Genomic DNA, 22,063 nt, shown 5'->3' on the forward strand with positions numbered 1-22,063 from the left:
GGACCGGTCAGGACCCCATGCCGGTCTGCGCCGCGAGCAGCCGGATGTCCGTCGCGGTCGTCTGCCAGGCCGAGCCCCGCTGCTGCCGGAGCTCCCCGCCCTCGGCGAGGATGCGGACCTGGGTCGAGGTGTTGCCCGCGGCGATCTGGACCGTGCCCGTCGTCGTGCCGAGCGCCGTGGCGCCTCCGCCGAGCAGGTTCATCGTGACGGCGTCCTCCCCCGTCGAGCCGCGCACGACCGACACCACGTCGAGCTCGTCCGTCCAGGCCGCGGCGACCGCGGTCCCCAGGGTCGAGCGGAGGACGACCGGCTCGCCGACCGCCACCGGGTCGCCGTCCCGTGAGCGGGTGATGCCGGCCACCAGCACCGTCGCCTGCTGCCCGTCCTGGGCGAGCGCCAGCATCCGGGTGCCGTCGCGCGACACGGCGATCGAGGCGAGCGACTCTACCTCGCTCCAGGCCGTCGCGACCTGCATCGAGCGCGAGCCGTCCGCGGAGTACGCCACCAGCTGCCCGGGCGAGGCCGACGGCACGGACCACACGTACCCGAGCGGATCGATCGTCGGCGCGACGAGGCCCGACCGCGCGTCGAGGAGGACGTCGGCGCCGTCGGGCTCCACGAGGCTCACGCCCGCGGCGGTGAGCACGGCGGCCGACGCGTCCGAGTCGGCCCCGCGCTGCTCGCCGAGGACCGCGGCCCGCGGCTGCAGCGCCTCGATCCGATCCGAGATCCCGAGGCCGGCCAGCCCGGAGGAGCCGAGGAATCCGAAAGCGTCGTCGGTCAGCACGAGCGGCCGGGTGTCGACGCGGGGCGAGGTCGGCAGCCCGGTGACCTCGGAGGGGACGTCGATCGGGTTCTGCTCGACGGAGAGCGCGACTCCGGTGACGTTCGAGACGTTCGCGAGGCTCCGGTTCAGCTGCAGCGCCATCAGCCGCCACTGCGCCGGATCGGCCTCGAGAGCGGCCGGGTTCAGGTCCACCACGGCGCGCTGCGACTCGACCGGCACGGTCTCGGCCGCCAGCGTCGTGCCGGTCGGGAAGGCCGACACGACGGCGGCGGAGTCCTGCAGCCACGGTGTGGGGCCGCGCAGCAGCTCCGTGACGATCGTGGTGCTGGTGGAGCTGTCGGCGCGCGAGGCGAACCAGCGCAGGTCCGGCACGAGGTACTGGTATCCGGGGTCGAAGAAGTAGAGCGCGTGCGTCGAGAAGACCTGCTCGAAGGTGGTGCGGTCGATCACCACGCCGCTCGGCGGCGCGCTGATGCGCCACTCGCCGTTCTCCTGGACGAAGCCGTAGTCGAGGGTCAGGCCGGCCGTGGTGGCGACGTCGGTGTAGACGCCGGTCGCGTCGACCTCGGCGACGGGCGTGATCGTCAGCGAGAGCGTGGATCCCGACTGCGGCGAGGCGGAGCGCTGGCCCTCGTCGACCGTGACGTGCTCGCCCGGCGTCCAGTCGGCTCCGGTGGAGAGGAACTCGCGGGCGATCTTGTAGTTGTTCTGCGGGCTCGACGCGGCGTCGATGAAGCCGGTCAGGATGTCGCGCTGCGACGCACCGACGGCGGGTCCCGACGGGAGGAAGTCGTACTGGAGGTCCTGCGGCGCGGTGTCGGGCCGTCCGACTCCGACGTCGCCGTCCCGCGGGATGCCGGCGCACCCGGCCAGCCCGAGCGCGAGCAGCGCGGCGGCCGCGACGGCGCGGAGGACGCCGCGCCTCACGGGAGCACCCCCGCGGCCCCGACCGGAGGAGCCTGCAGCGGCGGGAGGACGATCGGGCCGCTGTAGGCCTGCTCGCCCGCGTCGACCGGGGGCAGCGGGAGCGGCGAGGCCTCGATCCGCTCGCCGCGGTGGCGGGGCACGGTCAGGCGGAAGCAGGCGCCGCGATCGGGCACGGACCAGACCTGCAGCCAGCCGTGGTGCAGGGCGGTGTCCTCCTGCGCGATGGAGAGGCCGAGGCCGGTGCCGCCGAGCGTGCGGCGGCGGGACGGGTCGGCGCGCCAGAAGCGGTCGAAGACGCGCACCACCTCCTCGCTGCTCATGCCGTGCCCGTAGTCGCGCACCGCGAGGGCGACCGCGCTGGCGTTGCTGTCGACGGTGACGACGACCTCGCGGCCGTCGCCGTGCTCGATCGCGTTGCCCAGCAGGTTGCGGACGATCCGGCGGATGCGGCGCGGATCGAGGTCGGCGTCGAAGTAGCCGCCCGGGGCGGAGAGAGTGAGCCGGGAGCCGTTCGCCTCCGCGATCCCCCGCATCGCCTCGATCTCGTCGCCGGCCAGCTTCACCAGGTTGACCGGCTCGAGCTCGAGCTCGGCCGATCCCGCGTCGTGGCGGGAGATCTCGAGCAGGTCGGCGAGGAGGCTCTCGAAGCGGTCGATCTGGCTGTGCAGCAGCTCGACCGTGCGCTCGGCGACCGGGGCGAAGTCCTCGCGCTGGTCGTACAGCACGTCCCCGGCCAGCTTCATCGTCGTCAGCGGCGTCCGGAGCTCGTGCGAGACGTCCGAGACGAAGCGCTGCTGGACCTGGCTGAGCGTCGCGAGCTCGCTGATCCGGTCCTGCAGGCTGTCGGCCATGCCGTTGAAGGACCGGGCGAGGGTCGCGATCACGTCCTGGCCCCGCTCGGGGATCCGCACGTCGAAGTCGCCGGCGGCGAGGCGCTGGCTCGTCTCGGCCGCGACCCGGACCGGGGCGACGACGATCCGCACGACGACCCAGCTGACCGCTCCGATCAGCAGGATGAGCAGGATCCCCGCCACGTTGAGCACCTGCTGCACGAACTGGAGCGTGCGCTCCGCGTCCGCGAGGGAGTAGCCGATGTACAGCTCGTAGCGCCCGGCCGAGCTCGGCAGCTCGAGGGTCGAGCCGACGAGGATGCCGGGCTGCTGCTGACCGGAGGCGTCGAGCGTCACCGACTGCCAGTACTGCCCGTCGGAGCCCGCCTGCACCCGCTCGCGCAGCGCGTCGCTGATCACGCCGTTCTGCAGCTCGCGGTTGTAGATGTCCTGAGGCGCCAGCGAGGACGCCTCCTGGTCGGGCGAGCGCACGACGGCGATCAGCGCGGAGGAGGAGGCGTCCCGGACGGCGGTGCGCACCGAGCTCATCACCTCCTCCATGTCCTGGCGGGTGGAGACGGTGGCGGCGTCGAGGTAGCCCTGCGCGGCCCGGGTCGCGCGCGACGTGTCGCCCGTGACCTGCGTCAGCCGCGACTGGAACAGGTTGTCGCTGATGCTGTACGAGAGGTAGACGCCGGTCGAGCCGATGGCGATGCCGCTGAGCAGGACCGTGATCGCGACCGCGCGGAACTGCAGCGACGTGCGCCACACCCCGAGCACGCGGCGGGGCCACCGGCGCACGTCGGGAGCGGCGAGGCGGGGCACGGTCAGCCCGGGAGGACGGCGCCGGCGCGGTAGCCGACGCCGCGCACGGTCATCACGATGCGGGGGTCGTCCGGGTCCTTCTCGACCTTGGCGCGCAGGCGCTGGACGTGCACGTTCACGAGGCGGGTGTCGGCCTTGTAATGGTAGCCCCAGACCTGCTCGAGCAGCATCTCGCGGGTGAAGACCTGCTGGGGCTTGGAGGCGAGGGCGAGGAGGAGGTCGAACTCGAGCGGGGTCAGGCCGATGCGCGTCTCGCCGCGGCGGACCTCGTGGCCGGCGACGTCGAGGCTCAGGTCCCCGACCTGCAGCACCGCGTTCGCGGCGGCGGTGGCGGGACGCAGGCGCGTCCTGATCCGCGCGACGAGCTCCTTGGGGTCGAACGGCTTGACCATGTAGTCGTCGGCGCCGGACTCGAGGCCCTGCACGACGTCGGAGGTGTCGGACTTGGCCGTCAGCATGATGACGGGGACTCCGGACTCGGCGCGGATCGCGCGGCACACCTCGATCCCGTCGATCCCGGGCAGCATCAGGTCGAGCAGGACCAGGTCCGGCCGGGCCCGCCGGAAGGCCTCGAGGGCGCCGGAGCCGTCCGCGCAGAAGGAGACATCGTACCCGTCGGCGCGCAGGACGATGCCGATCATCTCGGCCAGGGCGGCGTCGTCGTCGACCACCAGAATGCGCGCGCTCATCGGTCTGCTCTTCCTCGTCTCGGGTCGCGCCCGCCCACGGCGCGCACGGTGACCCGACCCAGGCTAACCGACGCACCTCTCCGTGGGCGGGGAGCGGGCTCTGCGGGCGAAGGGGGTCCGCTCGGGGGAAGACCCCGCCCGCACGCCTGTGACAGCATGGAGGGGATGACCGACGCAGCTCAGTGGCCCCCGCCCGCAGGGCGTCCGGACGACGCGGCCGTCCCGGCGCAGGACGGCGACCGGCGCAGGCCGCTGCCCGCTCCCGTCGCCCCGGCCTGGTCGCCCGCGCCGCCGAGCGCAGGCCCCGTACCACCCGGTCCCGCCGGGGGCTCCTGGTCGCCCGCCGGCGCCGGCCCCTGGTCGCCCGGACGCCCAGCGCCCGGCTGGACTCCCCCGCCCAAGCCCGGTCTCGTGCCGCTGCGCCCGCTCGGCTTCGGTACCCTGCTCGGCGCCCCGTTCCAGGTCCTCCGCCGCAGCCCCCGCACGACCCTGGGCGTCGCCCTGCTGGTGCAGGGCCTCGGGTCGGTGCTCGCCCTGGCGGTCTACGGCTTGATCGCGGTGCTCGCCGTCGGGCGCATCGCGCAGGCGGAGTCCGCCGACCGCGACGCCGTCGGCGCGGGCTCCCTCGCGGTCGTGGTCCTGGCCGCCCTCATCCCCCTCGCCGTCTCGCTCGCCAGCGGTGCCCTCGTGCAGGGCGTGGTCGTGCTCGAGGTCACCCGCGGCGTCCTCGGCGAGCGGGCGACCTTCCGACAGCTGCTCGCCCGGCTGCGGGGCCGCTTCTGGGCGCTGATCGGCTGGACGGTCCTGCAGGGCGTCGGCTACCTCCTCCTGGTGCTCCTCGCCGTGGCGCTCGCCGTGCCGCTGTTCGTCATCGGAGCGATGGACGGGACGTCGAGCGCGATCGTCGGCGGGATCCTGGTGCTCGTCGGCTCCGGCCTGGTCGCCCTCGGGCTGGGGGTCTGGCTGTCGACGAAGCTCGCCCTGGTTCCGAGCCTGATCGTCGTCGAGCGGCTGCCGCTGCGCCGTGCGGTGGCGCGCTCCTGGCGGCTGGTGGCGGGCGGCTTCTGGCGCACCTTCGGCGCGCTCGCGCTGATGACCGTGATCATCCAGGTCGCCGGCCAGATCGTGGCCACGCCGTTCAGCCTGCTCATCCCGATCGCCGGCGCCCTGATCGCCCCGACCGACCCGGACGCGCAGCTCGTCACCTCGCTCGTGGTGACGATCGCCTCCGTCGCCGTGGGCTTCGTGATCGGCGCCGTCGGCACCGTGCTCCAGTCGGCCGTGACGGGCCTCGTCTACCTCGACCGACGGATGCGCCGCGAGGGCTTCGACCTGGTGCTGATGCGCCACGTCGAGGAGCGCGCGGCGGGCCGCCCCTCCCCCGATCCCTTCCCCGTGCCGGAGCGCCCGTGATCCTCGCCGCGGCCCCTCTCGAGCCCGACGCGGAGCAGGCGCGCCGACTCCTCCTCGAGGAGCTCGCCGACCCGCGCTACCGGGCGGCCGAGCCGACCCTCTTCGACCGGGTGGTGCAGGCGGTGCGCGACTGGTTCGCCTCCCTCACGCTGCAGGGCGACGGCCCGCCGGTGCCGATCGCCGCCGTGATCGGCGTGCTGGTGCTGGTGGCGCTCGTGGTCGCCGCGCTCGTCATCGCGGGACGGCCCCGCGCCGGTCGCCGCAGCACCGTCACGGGAGCGGTGCTCGCCGACGACGAAACCCGCTCGGCCGCGATCCTCCGCTCGCTCGCCGAGGCCGCGGCCGCCCGCGGGGACTGGGACGAGGCGCTCGTCGAGCGCTTCCGCGCCCTGGTGCGCTCCCTCGACGAGCGGACCGTCCTGCGGGTCTCGCCCGGCACCACCGCGCTCGGCCTGGCGTCGCGCGCCTCCGCGGCCTTCCCCTCCTCCGCCGCCGCGCTGCGCCGCACGGCCGACGACTTCGACCGCGTGCGCTACCTCGGGCAGCCCTGCGGCCCGGCCGAGTACGAGCGGGTCGCGGCTCTGGACCGCGAGCTCGCCGCGGCCTCGCCGGTCCTGGACGCCCTGGCGGCGCCCCGGTGAGCGCCGACACGGTCTCCAGCCAGACCCTCGGCGCGCTGCTGCGCCGCGGACGGGTGTGGGTGCTCCTGCTCGTGATCGTCGCGGTCGGCACTCTGCTGCTCACCGTCGCGACCGGGACCCGGGTGGCCGCCCCGGACCTCGACGTCGACAGCGCGACCCCGGACGGCGCCCGCGCGCTCGCCCAGGTGCTGCGCGATCAGGGCGTCGAGGTCGTCCGCGCCGACGACCTGGACTCCGCTCTCGCCGCCTCCTCCCCGGACGCGACACTGCTCGTCGACGACCCGGACGTGGCCCTCGACGAGGGGAAGTACCGCCGGCTCGCCCGCGCCTCGGCCTCGCTCGTCCTGGTGACCCCGGGAGGAGCCGCGCTCGACGCCCTGCTGCCGGACGTCCGCTTCGCCGGCTCCCCAGCCGGCGACGGCCCCTTCCGCGCCGAGTGCCCGCTCCCCGCGGCTGAGCGCGCCGGCACGCTCCCCGCCGGAGGGAACACGTACCGGATCCTCGACGACGGCGACGCGGTCGGCTGCTTCCCCTCAGGCGACGACGGCTTCCTGCTCGTGAGCACCGGGTTCCCGCAGGGCGCCGACGTCACCGCGATCGGCGACGCCGACCTCCTCCGCAACGGCACCATCGGCCAGGACGGCCGCGCCGCTCTCGCACTCGGACTGCTCGGCGGTGAGGACCGGCTGGTCTGGTACCGCGCCGGAGCCGCCGACTCGGCGAGCACCACCCCTGCACCCGCCGACCTCGCCCCCGGCTGGGTGACTCCGGCTCTCCTGCTGCTGGTGGCCGTGTTCGTCGCCTCCGCCGTCTGGCGCGGCCGCCGGCTCGGCCCGCTCGCGGTCGAGCCGCTGCCGGTCGTCGTGCATGCGAGCGAGACGGCCCGCGGCCGCGCGCGGCTCTACGCGCGCGGAGCCCTCCGGCCCCGCGCCCTCGACGCACTGCGCATCGGCACCCTCCGGCGGACGGCCGCGCTCCTGGGACTCGCTCCGGCGACCGGGGTCGACGAGATCGTCGCCGTCGCCGCCGAGCGCCTCGGCCGCGATCAGGCCGCGCTGCGCCGTCTGCTCGTCGACGACCTGCCGGGCGACGACGCCGCCCTCGTCGCCGCCTCCGACGAGCTCCTCCGCTTCGAGAGCGCGCTCCGCGCCGCCCTCTCCCCGACGACCGCCCGACGACCGGAAGGCCCCTCCCGATGAGCGACACCACCCCCTCCGCCCGCGACGGAGCGCCGGTCTCCGACGACGACCTGCGCGCCGAGCTCGACCGGGTCCGCTCCGAGGTCGGCCGCGCGGTCGTCGGCCAGGACGGCGCCGTCTCCGGGCTCCTGATCGCCCTCCTCGCGGGCGGCCACGTCCTGCTCGAGGGCGTCCCCGGAGTCGCGAAGACGCTGCTCGTGCGCGCCCTGTCCGTCTCGCTCGGCCTCGACACCCGCCGGGTGCAGTTCACGCCGGACCTGATGCCCGGCGACATCACCGGCTCCCTCGTCTACGACGCCTCCACCTCCGGCTTCGCCTTCCGCGAGGGCCCGGTCTTCACGAACCTCCTGCTGGCGGACGAGATCAACCGCACGCCGCCGAAGACCCAGGCCGCGCTCCTCGAGGCGATGGAGGAGCGCCAGGTCAGCGTCGACGGGCGCACCCTGCCTCTGCCGGACCCGTTCCTCGTCGCCGCCACCCAGAACCCGGTCGAGTACGAGGGGACCTACGTGCTCCCGGAGGCCCAGCTGGACCGGTTCCTGCTCAAGCTCGTGCTCGACATCCCGCCGCGCGACGTCGAGGTGGAGGTGCTCTCGCGCCACGCCGCGGGCTTCGACCCGCGCGACCTCGACGCCGCGGGCGTGCGACCCGTGCTCGACGCCGCCCGTCTGCGCGCCGCCCAGGCCTCGGCCCGGCGAGTCGGAGCCGGTCCCGACGTCCTCGGCTACATCGTCGACCTCGCCCGCGCCACCCGCGAGAGCCCGAGCGTCAAGCTCGGCACCAGCCCCCGCGGCTCGACCGCCCTGCTCGCGGCGTCCCGCGCCTGGGCCTGGCTCAACGGCTACGGCTCGATCACCCCCGACCACGTGCAGGCGATGGTCCTGCCCGTGCTGCGCCACCGCATCCAGCTGGAGCCGGAGGCGGAGCTCGAGGGCGTCCGCACCGAGGCCGTCCTGGGCGGGATCCTGCAGCAGGTCCGCGTCCCGGTCTGAGCCGTGCACCTCACCGGACGCAGTGTCCTCGTCCTCCTCGTCGGCCTGGTGCCGGTCGTCCTCCTGGGCGGCCGCCCCGAGGTCGCCTTCGCCGTGCTCGGCCTCTGGCTCCTGGCCTGGGCGGTCCTCGTCGGGATCGACGTCGCGGTCGCGGGCTCGCCCCGGGCCGTGGTGCTCGAGCGGCGGGTGCCGGACCGGGTGCGGCTCGGCGAGAGGGCCGAGGCGACCCTCCTGGTCACGAGCACCGGCCGCAGGAGGATCACGGGGGTCCTCCGCGACGCCTGGGAGCCCTCGGCCGGTGCCCTCGAGACCCGGTCGCCCCTGCGTCTGCCGCCGTGCGAGCGCCGCGCGGTGACCACGGTCCTGGAGCCGATCCGCCGCGGCGAGCGCCGGGCACTCCACGTCACCATCCGCTCCCGCGGGCCGCTCGGGATGGCCGGCCGCCAGGCGACGCGGGCCGCGCCGGCCGTCGTCCGGGTGCTGCCCGCCTTCCGCTCCCGCCGCCACCTGCCCTCGCGCCTGGCGCGGCTGCGTGAGCTGGAGGGGCGGACCAGCGTGATGATCCGCGGCCAGGGGACCGAGTTCGACAGCCTGCGCGAGTACGTCCGCGGCGACGACGTCCGCTCGCTCGACTGGCGGGCGACCGCGCGGCGCCGGGAGCCGGTCGTCCGCACCTGGCGCCCGGAGCGCGACCGGCGCGTGATCGTCGTGCTCGACACGGGCCGCACGTCCGCCGCACGGATCGAGGACGAGCCGCGCCTGGACACGGCGATCGAGGCGTCGCTCCTCCTGGCGGCCCTCGCGGCCTCGGCCGGCGACCGGGTCGACGTGCTCGCGTTCGACCGCACCCGGCGAGCCCGCGTGCACGGCGCCACCGGCACGGAGGTGCTGACCCGCGTCGTGGACGCCCTCGCCCCCGTGCAGCCCCAGCTCATCGAGACCGACTGGGCGGCGGTCCCCGCGCAGGTGCGCACCCTGGTCTCCCAGCGCTCGCTGGTGGTGCTCCTCACCGCGCTCGACTCGGTCGGCTCGGCGGAGGGGCTCCTCGCGGTGCTCCCGCAGCTCACCCGCGTGCACACGGTCGTGGTCGCCTGCGCGCTCGACCCCGAGCTGCAGCGGATGGCGGAGGACCGGAGCGACCGGGCCGCGGTCTACTCCGCCGCCGCCGCGGAGCGCTCGCTCGCGGACGTCGACCGGCTCTCGGCCGCCGTCCGCCGTCTCGGCGGGGACGTCGTGCTCGGCAGCCCCTCCGCGCTCCCGCCGGCGCTCGCGGACCGCTACCTCGCCCTCAAGGCGGCCGGACGGCTCTGACCTGCGAGAGGGGCCGTCGCCGCTCCCGGGAGCGCGACTCGACGGCCGTGCTCGTCCGGCTCGGCTCAGCCGGCCGCGATGCTCCGCGACCCGGCCTCGAACCGGTCGAGGTCGCCCGTCTCCCCCGCCCGCACCGCGCGCCCGCCGACGACGATCATGTAGAAGAGGAACGCGCCGAGGGCGAGCGCCCCGATCCCGATCTTGAGCCACCAGGGCCAGGGCGCCGGAGTGACGAACCCCTCGATCACGCCCGAGACGAGCAGCACGAAGACCAGGCCGATCGCCACCGTGAACAGGCTCCGCGCGTCCTCGGCGAGCGCCTGGCCGCGGGTGCGCGCGCCGGGAGCGATCCAGGCCCAGAAGATCCGCAGTCCCGCGGCCGCGGCGACGAACACGGCCGTCAGCTCGAGCTGGCCGTGCGGCGCGATGTAGAGGAAGAACGTGTCGCCCTCCCCCACATGGAACATCACCGCGATCGACGTGCCGAGGTTCTGCGCGTTCTGCAGCAGGATGTACGGCACGTAGACGCCGACGATCCCGAAGGCCACGCACTGCGCCGCGATCCAGGCGTTGTTGGTCCAGACCTGCCCGGCGAACGAGGCGGCGGGGTTCTCGGAGTAGTAGTCGATGAAGTCGCCTCGGGCGAAGCGCCGCAGCTCCTCGTCGTCGCCCAGCGCGGCGAGCAGGCGCGGGTCGCCGAGGATCCAGAGCGCGTAGAGCGTCGCCACCACCGCGGTCGCGAGGGCGACGGCGAGCGTCAGCCAGCGCAGCCGGTGCAGAGCGGCCGGGAGCGAGAGGACGACGAAGCGGGAGACCGCGGCGAGCGGCTCGTCTCGCGTGCCGGTCAGGCGTCCCCGAGCCCGCGAGAGCGAGACGGCGAGCCGCGTGCCGACGGCCGTCGATCCGGCGGTGGAGGAGATCGTGGCGAGGTCCGCGGATGCCGCCTGGTAGCGCTCGATCAGCTCGTCCGCCTCGGCTCCGGTCAGGCGGCGCCTGCGCGAGAGCTCGTCGAGGCGGGTCCACTGCGCAGTGCGGGCGGCCGAGAGAGCGTCGATGTCCATCTCCTGACAGGATAGCCAGGCACGCCGCCGAGGCCGAGCATCCGGGAGGAGCACCGTGGAGGAGCAGCGCACCGAGTTCGACGACGCCGACCTGGTCACCGGCGAGGCGATCGCGCTCGAGGTGCCCGTCACCTCGTTCGTGCTCCGCGCGGTCGGCGCGATCATCGACCTGATCGCGGAGCTCCTGCTCGCGCTGGGCCTGTTCCTGCTGGTCTCCTCCCTCTCCGGGGACGGCGGCCTGGACCCCGCCGCCTCGGCCGCCGTGGCGATCGCGGCCCTCGTCATCGCCGTGGTGATCGTGCCGGTCACCGTCGAGACGGCCAGTCGCGGCCGCTCGCTCGGGAAGCTCACCGTCGGCGCTCGCGTCGTCCGCGACGACGGCGGTTCCATCGGCTTCCGGCACGCCCTCGTGCGCGGCCTCACCGGCGTCCTCGAGATCCTGATGACCTTCGGCGGGCTCGCCGCGGTCGTCGGCCTCCTCTCGCGCCGATCGCGCCGTCTCGGCGACGTCCTCGCGGGCACGCACAGCCAGCTCGAGCGCGTTCCCCGCGCGGAGCCGCTGGTCGTCGAGATCCCGGAGCCGCTGCGGGGCTGGGCCGTCACGGCGGACACCGCGCGCCTCCCCGACGCACTGGCGCGCCGACTGGCGCAGTTCCTCCGTCAGCGCCACGGCATGACGGAGCCCTCGCGCTCGCAGCTCGCCGCCGCGCTGGCCGACGAGACCGCGGTCCACGTCTCCCCGCTGCCCGCCGCGCCCGCGGAGGACTTCCTCCTCGCCGTGGCGGCCCTCCGCCGGGCGCGGGAGGAGCGCGCCCTTCTCCTCTCCGACCAGCGCCTCGAGCGGCTGGCCCCGGTGCTCTCGAGCACGCCGCGCGGCTTCCCCGAGCGGCCCTGACGCGCGCGGCAGCGGCCTAGGCGGGCCCCGCGCCGTAGCGGACGGTCTCCCAGCCGCGCGGGACGAGGAGCCGCCGGTCGTGCTCGGCGCAGAGGTCGTAGCCGTGCGGATCCGGCGCAGGACTCAGCGGCCCGACCGCCACCAGCGAGTCGCGGTAGTCGTAGGTCAGCGTGACGACGGCCTGCGCGCGGCAGCCCGTCCGCGAGCAGTGCCGTCCGGTCATCGCCGCCCACAGTAGCAATAGGCTGGAGCCATGCCCCGTGCTCGTCGTTCCGCCGCTCGCCCGACGAGCGGGTCGCGCGGAGGCTCCCGCGACCGGCACGGCCGCGGCGCACGAGGGCCGATCACCGGTCCGCACCTCCCCCTGCTGCAGACCCGCTCCGACTTCTTCGAGGCGACGATCGGCTCGGCCTTCGACTACCTCCGCGGCACCTGGCCGGAGGAGCTCGCCGGCATCCGCGTCGACGTCGCGGCGACTCCCGACGTCGACCCCGACCGGCTGCAGGGCACGGGCATCGCGCGGTGGCGCGTCGACCACGCCGCGCGCCGCATCACGCTCTACCGCGTGCCGATCGAGCGCCTGGCGAAGCTGCACCGCCGCGACGAGTGGCACCAGCGCATGCTGATCGAGAGCTACGTGTTCCGCGCCGTCGCGGAGCTGCTCGGCCGCGACCCGTGGGACATCTCCCCGGACCGCTACCGGCACCCCTGAGGCGCCGGCAGCTCTGAGGTGCCGGCACCCCCGAGGCGTCGGCACGGCCGAGGCGCCGCCGCCCCGCGTCTCAGTGCGAGTAGACCGTGATCGGCGAGGAGAGCGGTCCCGGCGGGACGATCGTGTACGAGGCGATCCGCCCGTCGCGCGCGATCGAGACCGAGGCCTGCACCGGCTGGGTGCTGCTGACGACCGCGCCGTCGCCGTCCAGCGGGGTCGCGAGAGCCGCGAACGGGCCGAGCTCGAGCGTGCGGGTGCCGCCCGGGGCCTCGATCTCCACCGAGGCGGTCGAGTCGCTGCCGTTGACCAGGTGCAGCCGCGCGTCGCCCTCGCTCGTGCCGGCGACGCCGAAGGGCGTCGTGGTCGCGGTGCCGGAGGCGAACCAGGCGAAGTCCGTGCCGGCCGAGCCGGTCGAGGTCGTCCGCCCCGCCGCGACGATCGGCTGATCGGCCCGCAGGACGATGCGGTAGGAGCCGTCCGCCAGGCCCGTGAGCGGGACCTCGCCGACGAGGCCGGCGGGGACGACGACCTGGGTGGAGGCGCCCGACCCGCTCGGGTCCTCGTTGGTGACCTCGACCGAGACCGTGCTGTCGGCGTCGCCGGGGGTGAGGATGCGCAGCACGGGGCTGCCCGCGCCGCCGCTGCCGTCGTCGCTCGCGGTCTCGGCCGGAGGCGACGTGACGGTGAAGCCGGCGATCACGGCGAGCGTGTCCGGGCCGGCGGAGGGGCCGGTGGTCTCGACGCCCTCCGGGGTGAGGCCGGAGATGGCGCTGCTCTGCATGCTCGCGGCGACCTCGCCGCCCCGGGCGGTCACGTGCACGACGGGCTGGACGACCCCGGGGGCGAGCCCCGCGAGCGGGAGCGCGCGGACCGCTCCGGCCGGAACGACGATGCCCGTGGCGCCGGTGGCCTGGACGGTGCCGGTCTCGGAGAAGAGCGTGAGGTCGACGGTGGAGGCGACCTCGCTCGGGTTCGCCAGGATCAGCACGGAGGTGCGCCCGACGTCGGTCGAGCCGGCCACGAGCCAGCTGTCGGCCGAGGGCTCGGCGCAGGCGCGGGCCGACAGTCCGGAGAGGGTGTCCGTGCCGATGCCCTGGACGGTGGCTCCGCCGGGAGCGGGGTCGGAGCCCGCGGGCACGCTCAGACCGGTGATGCCGGTGCCCGGTGCGGCGACGTCGTCCTCGTCGAGGACCGTGGGGTCCGAGGTGGAGCCCTCGGGCCGGACCGCGGTCGCCGCGCCGTCGAGGGCACGCAGCTGCTCCGGCTCTCCGGCGTCGATCAGATCGCCGCCGCAGACCAGCGAGCTGTCGGCCGCGACGGGCGTCACGACGACGCCCTCCGCGGCGCTCGAGACCAGGGGGGACGGGAGGAGCTGGGGCACGACCACGGCGGCCGCGGCGATCACGACTCCGGCCGCGCCCACCGCACCGCGCAGGGCCGTCCGGCGCCGACGGGCGGCCGAGGGTGCGCGATCGGGCGTTGAGGCCGCGGCGCGATCGGCGCGGCGCTCCGCGCGGGAGCGGCGGGCGGAGGACTCGGGCATCTGCTTCTCCTGGTCGGCGGGGTCAGACATCGTCGTTCCCGTCGTCGAACTGGCCGGTGGCCTCGCCCGGCTCGTCGTCGATCCCGGCGACCGCGCCGCTGGAGCGGCCCCGCTCGAGCGAGAGCCCGGTGGGCACCGCCAGCAGGAGGGCGACGACGAAGACGAGGAGGAGGGCGATCGTGTAGGCGATCCCGAAGGGCCCGACCACGCCGGACGGAGCGGCCTCGGTGCGGGTCCCCTCGGTGTCGACGGCCGTCCAGAGGAGCCCGTAGCGGGTGTCGCCGACGGCCGAGAACGCCGCGTTGCCGTCGAGGGAGACGGCCGCCCGCGCGCGCACGGCGGCGGCCGCGTCGCCGACCTGGGTGCCGGCCGGCTCGGTCAGCACGACGAAGCGCACGCCGAGGCTCTCGAGCGCGGAGGGGACGTCGTAGCCCGTCCGCGAGACGAGGTTGCCCGCCAGCTCGTCGATCGCGTCCGTGCTCTCGGCGCCGGTGTTCGCGAGGGTCGACTGCTGGTCGAGGGTCGCGCCCGCTCCGCGCTCCAGCCGGGCGAGGACGCCGCCGTCCGCCTGCGGGACGAGCACGATCGTGCCCACCCGCGGGTCGTTCCGGGCCTCGGCCGCCACGTAGGCGGGGAGCGAGCGGTCCGACGTGGTCGACACCGACGTGCCGGCGCCGGTCGGGAAGGCCACCGCGAGCGGACCGACCAGTGCTGCCGCCGCGGCCGTGACGACGAGCGCCGGCACCACGCGCACGGAGCGCACGGCGGCGAGCGAGAGCGACGCGCCGATCACCAGGCCGAGCCAGTAGAGGCTGAGACCGGTGCCGCTCCAGACGGAGACCGCCTCGGAGCCGGTGGTCGCGACCTGCACGCCCTGGGCGAGCGAGGCGGTCACGAGACCCGCCGCCGCCACGCCGACTCCGCCGAGGGCCGAGAGGTTGTTCGGGAGGAGGAGGGCGGCCAGCGCCGCGACGATCAGCGGCACGACGAGCACGGCCGTGACCAGCGGGGCGGCGGAGGCGCCGATCCCCAGACCGCCGAGGAACGCGAGCCATCCGTCGGGCAGACCGGCCGGGAAGCCGGCGAGCAGCGCGACGAGGTCCGACTGCGCGGAGGGCAGCGGGACGCCCGGATCCGCGAGGACGCCGAGCCAGTCGCCCCGCGGTGCGCGGGCGACCACCAGCGGGAAGAGCAGGACGGCCGCGGGGATCGGCAGGCCGAGGAAGCGGCCGATCCGCCGCCCCGAGGTGGCGACGACGACGAGCCAGATCACCAGGAGCGGCACGGCCAGCACCGGCGCGCACGCCACGACGGCCGCGGCCAGGATCGAGGCGCTCGCGGAGGCGGACCAGGAGCGGTACGCGCCGAACCCGGCGAAGAAGAGCCAGGGCAGCAGCACGTGCACCAGCAGCGGGGCGGGGCGCCCGTCGGCCTGCGCGGCGAAGAAGGCGGGAGCGAGGATGTAGACGAGGGCTCCGGCGGCGCGGGCGGTCGCGCGCGGGGTGAGCCGGGCGATCATCAGCCAGGCGCCGAGGGCGGCAGCGGGGAGCGCGACGAGGTAGAGCAGCACCATCGAGTAGCTGGGCGACCAGAAGGTCAGCGAGCCGAGCACGGCGAGGACGGAGGCGAACGGGTCCGCCGCGCCGATGAACCCCGAGCCGAGGTCGCGCCAGCCGTAGGCCGCGTTGCGCCACAGCTCGCCGACGGTCGGCGAGAGCGTCAGCAGACCACCGCCGCTGAGCGCGGGAGCAGCGAGGAGCGGCGTGTAGATCACCAGGCCGGCGAGCGCGGCGACGAGGACGACCCACACTCCCCCGCCCTGGAAGAAGTGCAGCGGATGACGGTCCCGCCCGGCCTGCACGCGCACGGCGTCGTGGCGCACCGAGCGCAGCTGCCGCACCACGTCCAGCGGGATGCGCAGCGGCGCGATCGCCTTCCAGCCCACGTTCTTCGACGAGCGGAGAACGGTGCGGGCCCGCAGCACCTTCGTCCCCCCGAAGGCGACGACGAGGGCCGCCAGCAGCTCCCCTCCGACCAGCCCGGGCTGCTTGCGCAGCAGGCGCACGACCGCGCGGCCGATCGCCAGGGGGACGAGCGAGAGCCAGTGCAGGAGGAGGAGCGCGACGGGCGCGTAGGCGAGCCGGCGGTGCAGCTGCGCGGTGCGGTGCTGGCGCGCCCGGCGCCGCTCGCCGCTGTCGATGCGGCGGCCGTCGGGGCGCTGCAGCCCGATGCGGGCGGTGGTGACGCGGGCGTCCGGCACGCGGCTGACCCGGTGTCCGGCGAGCCGGGTGCGGATCGAGAAGTCGAGCGCGTCGTCGACGACCGGCAGGCCGGGGTCGAATCCGCCGAGCTCCTCCCAGAGGGAGTGGCGCACGAGCATGCCGCCGGCGGCGACGGCCAGGACGTCGGGCGTGGAGTCGTGCTGGCCCTGGTCGAGCTCGTCCTCGACGAGGTGGACGGTCGTGCCGTGCTTGGTGATCGACTCGCCGTAGCTGCGGATGTAGCCGGAGCGCGTCCAGTCCATGATCTTGGGGCCGGCGACCGCGACGGAGGGGGCGACCTCGACGGCTCCCAGCAGCGCCGCGAGGGCGCCGGGCTCGGGGGCGGAGTCCTGCGCGAGCAGCCACAGCCACTCGTCCTCTCCGGCCGGCGGCTGCATCACGCGGACAGCGCGGGCCACGGCCTGGCCGAAGGGGAGGTGCTCGGCGACCTGCACGAGCTGCGTCGGACCCCAGGACGCGAGGAGCTCGTCGGTCGTGTCCTTCGAGCCTCCGTCGACGAACACCGTCGCGTCGGGCTGACGGGTCTGCGCCCGCAGGGCCGCGAGGGTTCGTTCCAGATAGGCCGCGCCGTTGCGCGCGACGAGGACGGCGGTGACTCGTGGATACATCGCGGACCACCCTAAGCGATGCCGCCGCGCCGCCCGCCTGCGGCTCGCCGCCCCGTCGGTCGGGTCGCGGCGAGGAGGGGACTAGGCCCGGCGGCGCAGCTTCCGGCGCTCGCGCTCGGAGAGGCCGCCCCAGATGCCGAAGCGCTCGTCGTTCTCGAGCGCGTACTCGAGGCACTGCGCCCGGACCTCGCACGAGGTGCAGATCTTCTTGGCGTCGCGGGTCGAGCCGCCCTTCTCGGGGAAGAAGGCCTCGGGGTCGGTCTGCGCGCACAGCGAGTCGACCTGCCAGGAGAGCGCGCCCCCCGGCGCCTCGGTCGCGGTGTCGATACCGGGTCGGACCCCGGGCACGCCCAGACGGACCGGATCGACGAACCAGTCCTCAGGGACTCCGGAGTGCTGTTCCGGAAGCGTCATGCCGTCTCCTACCCCGCCTGCGAACCGATGATCGGCGGCCGCTCCTCCCGGAGCCGCTGCCTAGGTAATTACAGCGGTGTCATTCGCTCAGGTCAAGTCGCGGACCATAAACCCTCAACCCGCCGTGGAGGGTTCACGACACACCGGCGTGTCGCGAACGTGAGATCCGATCAGGCCGTCGCGGCGCTCCGTGCGCGCCATGCGCTCTCCACCATCTCGGCGACGGTGTGCCGCATCTCCCAGCCCAGGTCGCGGGCCGCCGTCTCACCGGAGGCGACGATGCGGGGCGGGTCGCCCGGCCGCCGCGGGGCGACCTCGGGCGTGAAGGCGATGCCGGTGCTGTCGGCGATCGCGCGCATGATCTCCCCGACGGAGGCCCCGGATCCGCTGCCCAGGTTGTAGACCGGGTCGATCGGCTCGCTCGTGGCCAGGCGGCGCGCCGCGGCGACGTGCGCGAGCGCCAGGTCGGCGACGTGGATGTAGTCGCGGACGCAGGTGCCGTCCGGCGTCGGGTAGTCGTCGCCGTTGATCCGGGGCGTGCGGCCGTCCAGCAGAGCCTCGAAGACGAGGGGGAAGAGGTTGTGGGGGCTGGTGTCGTAGACGTCCGGGTAGCCGGACCCGACGACGTTGAAGTAGCGCAGGGAGGCGTGCCGGACGCCGTGCGCCCGCCCCGCGTCCGCGAGCAGCCACTCGCCGATCAGCTTCGACTCGCCGTAGGGCGACTCCGGGCTCTTGGGGGTGTCCTCGGTGACGATCTCGACGTCGACCGCGCCGTAGACGGCAGCGCTCGAGGAGAAGACGATCGAGGAGACCCCGGCGCGCTCCATCGCCGCCAGCACGCGCATGGTGCCGGTGACGTTCTGCTCGTACGTGTGCAGGGGGCGCTGCACCGAGACTCCGGCGTACTTGAACCCGGCGACGTGGACGACGCCCTCGATGTCGTGCTCGGCGAGCACGCGGTCGAGCAGGGCCTCGTCGAGGATCGAGCCCTGGTGGAACGGGACGCCCTCGGGCACGAACGACGCGTGCCCCGAGGAGAGGTCGTCGAGGACGACGGGGTCGATGCCCTGCTCCGAGAACGCGCGCACCACGTGCGCCCCGATGTACCCGGCTCCCCCGGTGACCAGCCATGCCATGTGGATCCTCCTCGGTGCGGGCCCGCGACTGCGCGCGCCGGAAGACACCCTAGCGGCGGGGATCGACGGCGCGGATCGGCCGGATGACGACGGGTGGCGATATCCTGCCGTCGTGCTCCGCTCCGTCGCCCTCCTCGCCCTGCCCGGCCTCGCGCCGTTCGAGTTCGGGGTCGTCTGCGAGGTGTTCGGGATCGACCGCGGCGCCGACGGAGGTCCCGCCCTCGACTTCCGGATCGCCACTCCCGATCCGGGCCCCGTCCGCACGAGCCTCGGATTCGACCTGCTGATCGCCGATGGTCTCCACGCGGCCCGGGACGCGGACCTGATCGCCGTCCCCGCCCACGGCCGCGGGCCCGCCGACGAGCAGGTGCTCGACCTCCTCCGCGAGGCTCACGAGCGCGGCGCGTGGATCCTCAGCGTCTGCAGCGGGGCCTTCACCCTGGCGCAGGCGGGCCTGCTCGACGGCCGGCGCGCGACCACCCACTGGATGCACGCCGCCGAGCTCGCCCGGCGCTTCCCCTCCGTCACGGTGGACCCCGAGGTCCTCTACGTGCAGGAGGGGCGCATCGTGACGAGCGCGGGCACCGCGGCCGGCATCGACGCGGCGCTGCACGTGGTGCGCGAGGAGCTGGGCGCGACGGCGGCGAGCGTCGTCGCCCGGCGGATGGTCGTGCCCCCGCAGCGCCACGGCGGGCAGGCGCAGTACCTGCGGACCCCCGTTCCCGAGGCGCGCGCGGACTCGCTGGCCGAGGTCACCGAGTGGATGCTGGAGCACCTCGACGAGGACCTCTCGATCGAGGCGCTGGCCCGTCGCGCCGTGATGGCCCCCCGCACCTTCGCGCGCCGCTTCCGGGCCGACCTCGGCACGACTCCGCTCGCCTGGCTCACCCGCCAGCGCCTCCTCCGGGCGCAGGTGCTGCTGGAGGAGACGGAGCTGACCCTCGAGGCGGTCGCCGCGCGGGTCGGCTTCGGCACGGCCGCGGTGATGCGCCACCACTTCACGCGCGTCCTGCGGACCACGCCGGCGGCCTACCGCCGCACGTTCGCCGCCTGAGCGGCCGGCACCGGGATCGCTGGAGGGATCAGACCGTCGCGACGAAGAGCGTGCCCCGTCCGGTGACGGCGAGAGTGCCCTCCGACGGGGTCACGAACACGCTGCCGCCGCGCTCGACGCGGACCGAGCCCTCGGCGCCCTCGAGCGAGAACGAGCCCTCGGTCGCGATCGCGATGGCGGGTCCGTGCAGGGCGACGCGGGCCGGCGTCTCCGACTCCGGCTCCACGACGGCGAGCACGAAGTCGGGGACGTCCGGACGGTAGGCGCGCACGCCCGGTCCGGCCTGCTCGGCCGGGAGGTAGGGCACGGGCAGCGGCGAGAACTCGAGCACGCTCACCAGCTCGGGCACGTCGATGTGCTTGGGCGTGAGGCCCCCGCGCAGCACGTTGTCGGAGGCGGCCATCAGCTCCACGCCCGTGCCCGCGAGGTAGGCGTGGATGTTGCCGGCGGGGAGGTAGAGCACCTCGCCACGGGCGAGGCGGACGCGGTTGAGCAGGAGCGAGAGCACGATGCCGGGGTCGCCCGGGTAGCTCTCGGCCAGGTCCCGGACCGTGGTCGTCTCGAGGCGGTCGTCGCCCGCGGACGCCGCGACGACCGCGGACACCAGCGCGGCGACCTCGGCGCGGTCGCCGTCGGCGAGCAGCCACGACACGGCGCCGCGGAGGACCTCCGAGGGCTCGCCCTCGAGCGTCCGGGCGAACCGCGCGATCGCGGCCGCCTCCTCCGCCGGGGCGCGCCCGGCCAGCTCGGCGAGCAGCGCCCGGGCGTCCGCCGGCTCGCGGAAGCCGCAGAGCGCGTCGAAGCTCTCGCTGAGCGCGTAGATCAGCTCGGGCTTGTGGAACGGGTCCTTGTAGTTGCGATCGGCGGCGTCGCGGAGGATGCCGGCCTCCTCCTCCTCGACGAACCGGCGCCGGGCCCGCTCGGACGAGGGGTGGGCCTGGAGCGACAGCGGCCCGCCCGCCGCGAGGATCTTGAGCAGGAACGGCAGACGGGGAGCGCCCGAGACCGGATCGACCGACCCCTCCACTCCGGCGAGCGCCGCCTCGGGGTGATCGGCGATCCACTCGGCGAGCGTGCCGGCGCCGACCGAGGCGGGGTCGAGGATGCGCGCGGGCGAGCCCGGGTGCGCGCCGAGCCAGAGCTCGGCCTCAGGGGCGCCGGAGGGCGCGGTGCCGAGGGCCTCCGAGATGCCGGTGAGCGAGCCCCAGGCGTAGTCGCGGGGGGTGTTGCCGATCGGGATGAACACGGGAGCGCTGGCCTTCCGTCCGAGGGGTGGGTCCGAGCCGCTCAGCCGGTCGCGCCGGGGCCGCTCCGCTGCGACGCTAGCAGGATCCACAACGCGGGCCCGGGAGGAGGGCCCGCCTGTTGGTGCTCTCCGCCAGCGGACGCGGCACTCGCAGGCGCGCTTCGTACGCTGGGAGTCGCAGCACTGTCGCCGTCGGAGCGGTAGCCGTGCCGCATCCGACGAGCGAGGGAGCACAGAGCATGGACAGCACGACCTTCGAGACCCTGGGGGCCGACTTCTACGGGTTCGAGGCGGCGCTCACGCCCGCCGAGAAGGAGCTGCTGGTCGGCGTCCGCGCGTTCCTCGAGGAGCAGGTGCGGCCGATCGCCGACGAGTACTGGGAGCGCGCGGAGTTCCCGCGGCAGCTGATCCCCGGGATCCACGCCACCGGCGTCATCGGCCTCTCCTGGCCCGAGACCCGCGCGATAGAGAACTCCGCCGTGTTCCGCGGCTGGGTGGCGCTCGAGCTGGGCCGGGTGGACGCGGGCATCGCGACCTACGTCGGCGTGCAGAACGGCCTGGTGATGGGCACGGTCGGCGTCGCCGGCTCCGACGAGCAGCGCGCCGAGTGGCTGCCGAAGCTCGCCTCGGGCGAGGTCGTCGGCGCCTTCGGCCTCACCGAGCCGCACTCCGGCTCCGACTCCGCCCAGGGCCTGCGCACCACCGCCCGCCGGGACGGCGACGACTGGATCCTCGACGGCGAGAAGCGCTGGATCGGCAACGCGACCTTCAGCGACGTGACCGTGATCTGGGCGAAGGACGCGGAGGACGGCCAGGTGAAGGGCTTCCTCGTCCCCACCTCGACACCGGGCTACCGCGCCACCGCCATCGCGCGCAAGCAGAGCCTGCGCACGGTGCAGAACGCCGACATCGTGCTCGAGGGCGTCCGCGTCCCGGAGTCGCTGCGCCTGCAGGGCGCGAACTCGTTCCGCGACACCGCGAAGGTGCTCCGGCTCACCCGCGCCGAGGTCGCCTGGCAGGCCATCGGCGTCTCGATCGGCGCTTACGACGCGGCGCTGCGCTACGCGAAGGAGCGCGTGCAGTTCGGCAAGCCGCTCGTCGGGCACCAGCTGGTGCAGGACCTCCTGGTCAAGAGCATCGGCAACATCACGGCCAGCATCGCCCTGGCGACCCGCGTGTCCGAGATGCTCGACGCCGGCGAGCAGCGTGACGAGCACTCCGCCCTCGCGAAGGCCTACGCGACGGCCCGGATGCGCGAGACCGTCGCCTGGTGCCGCGAGGTGATGGGCGGCAACGGCATCGTCCTCGACTACGGCGTCGCCCGCTTCTTCGCCGACGCGGAGGCCCTTTACTCCTACGAGGGCACCCGCGAGATGAACACGCTGATCGTCGGCCGCTCGATCACCGGCACCGCTGCGTTCGTCTGAGCCTCCCCGGCCGGGGAGGGTGCGGCGGCGCGCCCGGCACGCCGCCGCGCCGCCCCCGCTCCCTAGACTGG

General features: G+C 74.9%; 19 protein-coding genes. 9 read left to right on the top strand and 10 right to left on the bottom strand.

What is annotated here, in order from left to right:
- Positions 1-7: 7 nt before the first annotated feature.
- Genes C5C29_RS16950 through mtrA form a run of 3 tightly spaced genes read right to left on the bottom strand, consistent with a single transcriptional unit; the run spans position 8 to position 4,058 of the window.
- Positions 8-1,714 (bottom strand): LpqB family beta-propeller domain-containing protein, encoded by a 1,707-nt coding sequence (locus C5C29_RS16950; protein WP_181074965.1) that lies wholly within the window; start codon positions 1,712-1,714, stop codon positions 8-10.
- Positions 1,711-3,369, bottom strand: coding sequence for an MtrAB system histidine kinase MtrB (gene mtrB / locus C5C29_RS01330; protein WP_244229464.1), 1,659 nt, complete (start codon positions 3,367-3,369; stop codon positions 1,711-1,713). The genes C5C29_RS16950 and mtrB overlap by 4 nt, the downstream gene beginning before the upstream one ends.
- 2 nt (positions 3,370-3,371) lie before the next feature.
- Entirely contained in the window at positions 3,372-4,058 is a 687-nt protein-coding gene (mtrA, locus tag C5C29_RS01335) for an MtrAB system response regulator MtrA (RefSeq protein ID WP_104224133.1), read from the bottom strand.
- A 165-nt stretch (positions 4,059-4,223) separates the two neighbouring features.
- Here mtrA and C5C29_RS01340 point away from each other — a divergent pair, with 165 nt between their 5' ends.
- Genes C5C29_RS01340 through C5C29_RS01360 form a run of 5 tightly spaced genes read left to right on the top strand, consistent with a single transcriptional unit; the run spans position 4,224 to position 9,614 of the window.
- A complete protein-coding gene (locus C5C29_RS01340; protein WP_146082260.1) occupies positions 4,224-5,471 on the top strand; it encodes a hypothetical protein in 1,248 nt (415 codons plus the stop codon).
- A complete protein-coding gene (locus C5C29_RS01345) occupies positions 5,468-6,112 on the top strand; it encodes a DUF4129 domain-containing protein (RefSeq protein ID WP_104224135.1) in 645 nt (214 codons plus the stop codon). The genes C5C29_RS01340 and C5C29_RS01345 overlap by 4 nt, the downstream gene beginning before the upstream one ends.
- Entirely contained in the window at positions 6,109-7,311 is a 1,203-nt protein-coding gene (locus C5C29_RS01350) for a DUF4350 domain-containing protein (protein WP_104224136.1), read from the top strand. The genes C5C29_RS01345 and C5C29_RS01350 overlap by 4 nt, the downstream gene beginning before the upstream one ends.
- Positions 7,308-8,303: a MoxR family ATPase gene (locus tag C5C29_RS01355; protein ID WP_104224137.1), complete on the top strand. Its 996-nt coding sequence runs from the start codon at positions 7,308-7,310 to the stop codon at positions 8,301-8,303. Before C5C29_RS01350 ends, C5C29_RS01355 begins: the two co-directional genes overlap by 4 nt.
- A 3-nt stretch (positions 8,304-8,306) precedes the next feature.
- Positions 8,307-9,614 carry a DUF58 domain-containing protein gene (locus C5C29_RS01360; RefSeq protein WP_104224138.1) on the top strand — a complete coding sequence of 436 codons (1,308 nt, stop codon included), beginning with the start codon at positions 8,307-8,309 and terminating at the stop codon, positions 9,612-9,614.
- Between the two features lie 65 nt (positions 9,615-9,679).
- Here C5C29_RS01360 and C5C29_RS01365 read toward each other — a convergent pair whose 3' ends face one another.
- Positions 9,680-10,675, bottom strand: a complete 996-nt coding sequence (locus tag C5C29_RS01365; RefSeq protein ID WP_104224139.1) for a stage II sporulation protein M — start codon at positions 10,673-10,675, stop codon at positions 9,680-9,682.
- 55 nt (positions 10,676-10,730) lie between these two features.
- Here C5C29_RS01365 and C5C29_RS01370 point away from each other — a divergent pair, with 55 nt between their 5' ends.
- A complete protein-coding gene (locus tag C5C29_RS01370; RefSeq protein WP_104224140.1) occupies positions 10,731-11,570 on the top strand; it encodes an RDD family protein in 840 nt (279 codons plus the stop codon).
- A 16-nt stretch (positions 11,571-11,586) separates the two neighbouring features.
- Here the strand turns inward: C5C29_RS01370 and C5C29_RS01375 are convergent, their stop codons facing one another.
- Positions 11,587-11,793 (bottom strand): DUF3499 family protein, encoded by a 207-nt coding sequence (locus C5C29_RS01375; protein ID WP_104224141.1) that lies wholly within the window; start codon positions 11,791-11,793, stop codon positions 11,587-11,589.
- A gap of 30 nt (positions 11,794-11,823) precedes the next feature.
- Here C5C29_RS01375 and C5C29_RS01380 point away from each other — a divergent pair, with 30 nt between their 5' ends.
- Positions 11,824-12,282, top strand: coding sequence for a metallopeptidase family protein (locus tag C5C29_RS01380; RefSeq protein ID WP_104224142.1), 459 nt, complete (start codon positions 11,824-11,826; stop codon positions 12,280-12,282).
- Positions 12,283-12,352: 70 nt separating this feature from the next.
- On the opposite strand, the gene C5C29_RS01385 is transcribed toward C5C29_RS01380, so the two are convergent.
- The 4 genes from C5C29_RS01385 to galE all read right to left on the bottom strand — a co-directional run bounded on the left by C5C29_RS01385 (position 12,353) and on the right by galE (position 18,265).
- Positions 12,353-13,855 carry a DUF5719 family protein gene (locus C5C29_RS01385; protein WP_146082261.1) on the bottom strand — a complete coding sequence of 501 codons (1,503 nt, stop codon included), beginning with the start codon at positions 13,853-13,855 and terminating at the stop codon, positions 12,353-12,355.
- Positions 13,848-16,715 carry a glycosyltransferase family 2 protein gene (locus C5C29_RS01390; RefSeq protein WP_104224144.1) on the bottom strand — a complete coding sequence of 956 codons (2,868 nt, stop codon included), beginning with the start codon at positions 16,713-16,715 and terminating at the stop codon, positions 13,848-13,850. Before C5C29_RS01390 ends, C5C29_RS01385 begins: the two co-directional genes overlap by 8 nt.
- A gap of 81 nt (positions 16,716-16,796) precedes the next feature.
- Entirely contained in the window at positions 16,797-17,129 is a 333-nt protein-coding gene (locus C5C29_RS01395) for a WhiB family transcriptional regulator (protein WP_104224145.1), read from the bottom strand.
- Positions 17,130-17,299: 170 nt separating this feature from the next.
- A complete protein-coding gene (gene galE / locus C5C29_RS01400) occupies positions 17,300-18,265 on the bottom strand; it encodes a UDP-glucose 4-epimerase GalE (protein WP_104224146.1) in 966 nt (321 codons plus the stop codon).
- 112 nt (positions 18,266-18,377) lie between these two features.
- Here galE and C5C29_RS01405 point away from each other — a divergent pair, with 112 nt between their 5' ends.
- Entirely contained in the window at positions 18,378-19,319 is a 942-nt protein-coding gene (locus C5C29_RS01405; protein WP_104224147.1) for a GlxA family transcriptional regulator, read from the top strand.
- 28 nt (positions 19,320-19,347) lie between these two features.
- Here C5C29_RS01405 and manA read toward each other — a convergent pair whose 3' ends face one another.
- On the bottom strand, positions 19,348-20,565 hold the full coding sequence (manA, locus tag C5C29_RS01410; protein ID WP_104224148.1) for a mannose-6-phosphate isomerase, class I: 1,218 nt from the start codon (positions 20,563-20,565) through the stop codon (positions 19,348-19,350).
- 239 nt (positions 20,566-20,804) lie between these two features.
- Between manA and C5C29_RS01415 the strand changes: the two genes are divergently transcribed.
- A complete protein-coding gene (locus C5C29_RS01415; RefSeq protein ID WP_104224149.1) occupies positions 20,805-21,992 on the top strand; it encodes an acyl-CoA dehydrogenase family protein in 1,188 nt (395 codons plus the stop codon).
- Positions 21,993-22,063 lie beyond the last annotated feature (71 nt).

Source organism: Rathayibacter sp. AY1H2 (genome assembly GCF_002931985.1).
Lineage (GTDB): Bacteria > Actinomycetota > Actinomycetes > Actinomycetales > Microbacteriaceae > Rathayibacter.

Bases quoted from the DNA above. Each gene is read 5' to 3' on its own strand.
- C5C29_RS01390 (WP_104224144.1), bottom strand. From the start codon at position 16,715: ATGTATCCACGAGTCACCGCCGTCCTCGTCGCGCGCAACGGCGCGGCC.
- C5C29_RS01375 (WP_104224141.1), bottom strand. From the start codon at position 11,793: ATGACCGGACGGCACTGCTCGCGGACGGGCTGCCGCGCGCAGGCCGTC.
- C5C29_RS01385 (WP_146082261.1), bottom strand. From the start codon at position 13,855: ATGTCTGACCCCGCCGACCAGGAGAAGCAGATGCCCGAGTCCTCCGCC.
- mtrA (WP_104224133.1), bottom strand. From the start codon at position 4,058: ATGAGCGCGCGCATTCTGGTGGTCGACGACGACGCCGCCCTGGCCGAG.
- galE (WP_104224146.1), bottom strand. From the start codon at position 18,265: ATGGCATGGCTGGTCACCGGGGGAGCCGGGTACATCGGGGCGCACGTG.
- C5C29_RS01415 (WP_104224149.1), top strand. From the start codon at position 20,805: ATGGACAGCACGACCTTCGAGACCCTGGGGGCCGACTTCTACGGGTTC.
- C5C29_RS01355 (WP_104224137.1), top strand. From the start codon at position 7,308: ATGAGCGACACCACCCCCTCCGCCCGCGACGGAGCGCCGGTCTCCGAC.
- C5C29_RS01380 (WP_104224142.1), top strand. From the start codon at position 11,824: ATGCCCCGTGCTCGTCGTTCCGCCGCTCGCCCGACGAGCGGGTCGCGC.
- C5C29_RS01395 (WP_104224145.1), bottom strand. From the start codon at position 17,129: ATGACGCTTCCGGAACAGCACTCCGGAGTCCCTGAGGACTGGTTCGTC.
- C5C29_RS01340 (WP_146082260.1), top strand. From the start codon at position 4,224: ATGACCGACGCAGCTCAGTGGCCCCCGCCCGCAGGGCGTCCGGACGAC.
- C5C29_RS01365 (WP_104224139.1), bottom strand. From the start codon at position 10,675: ATGGACATCGACGCTCTCTCGGCCGCCCGCACTGCGCAGTGGACCCGC.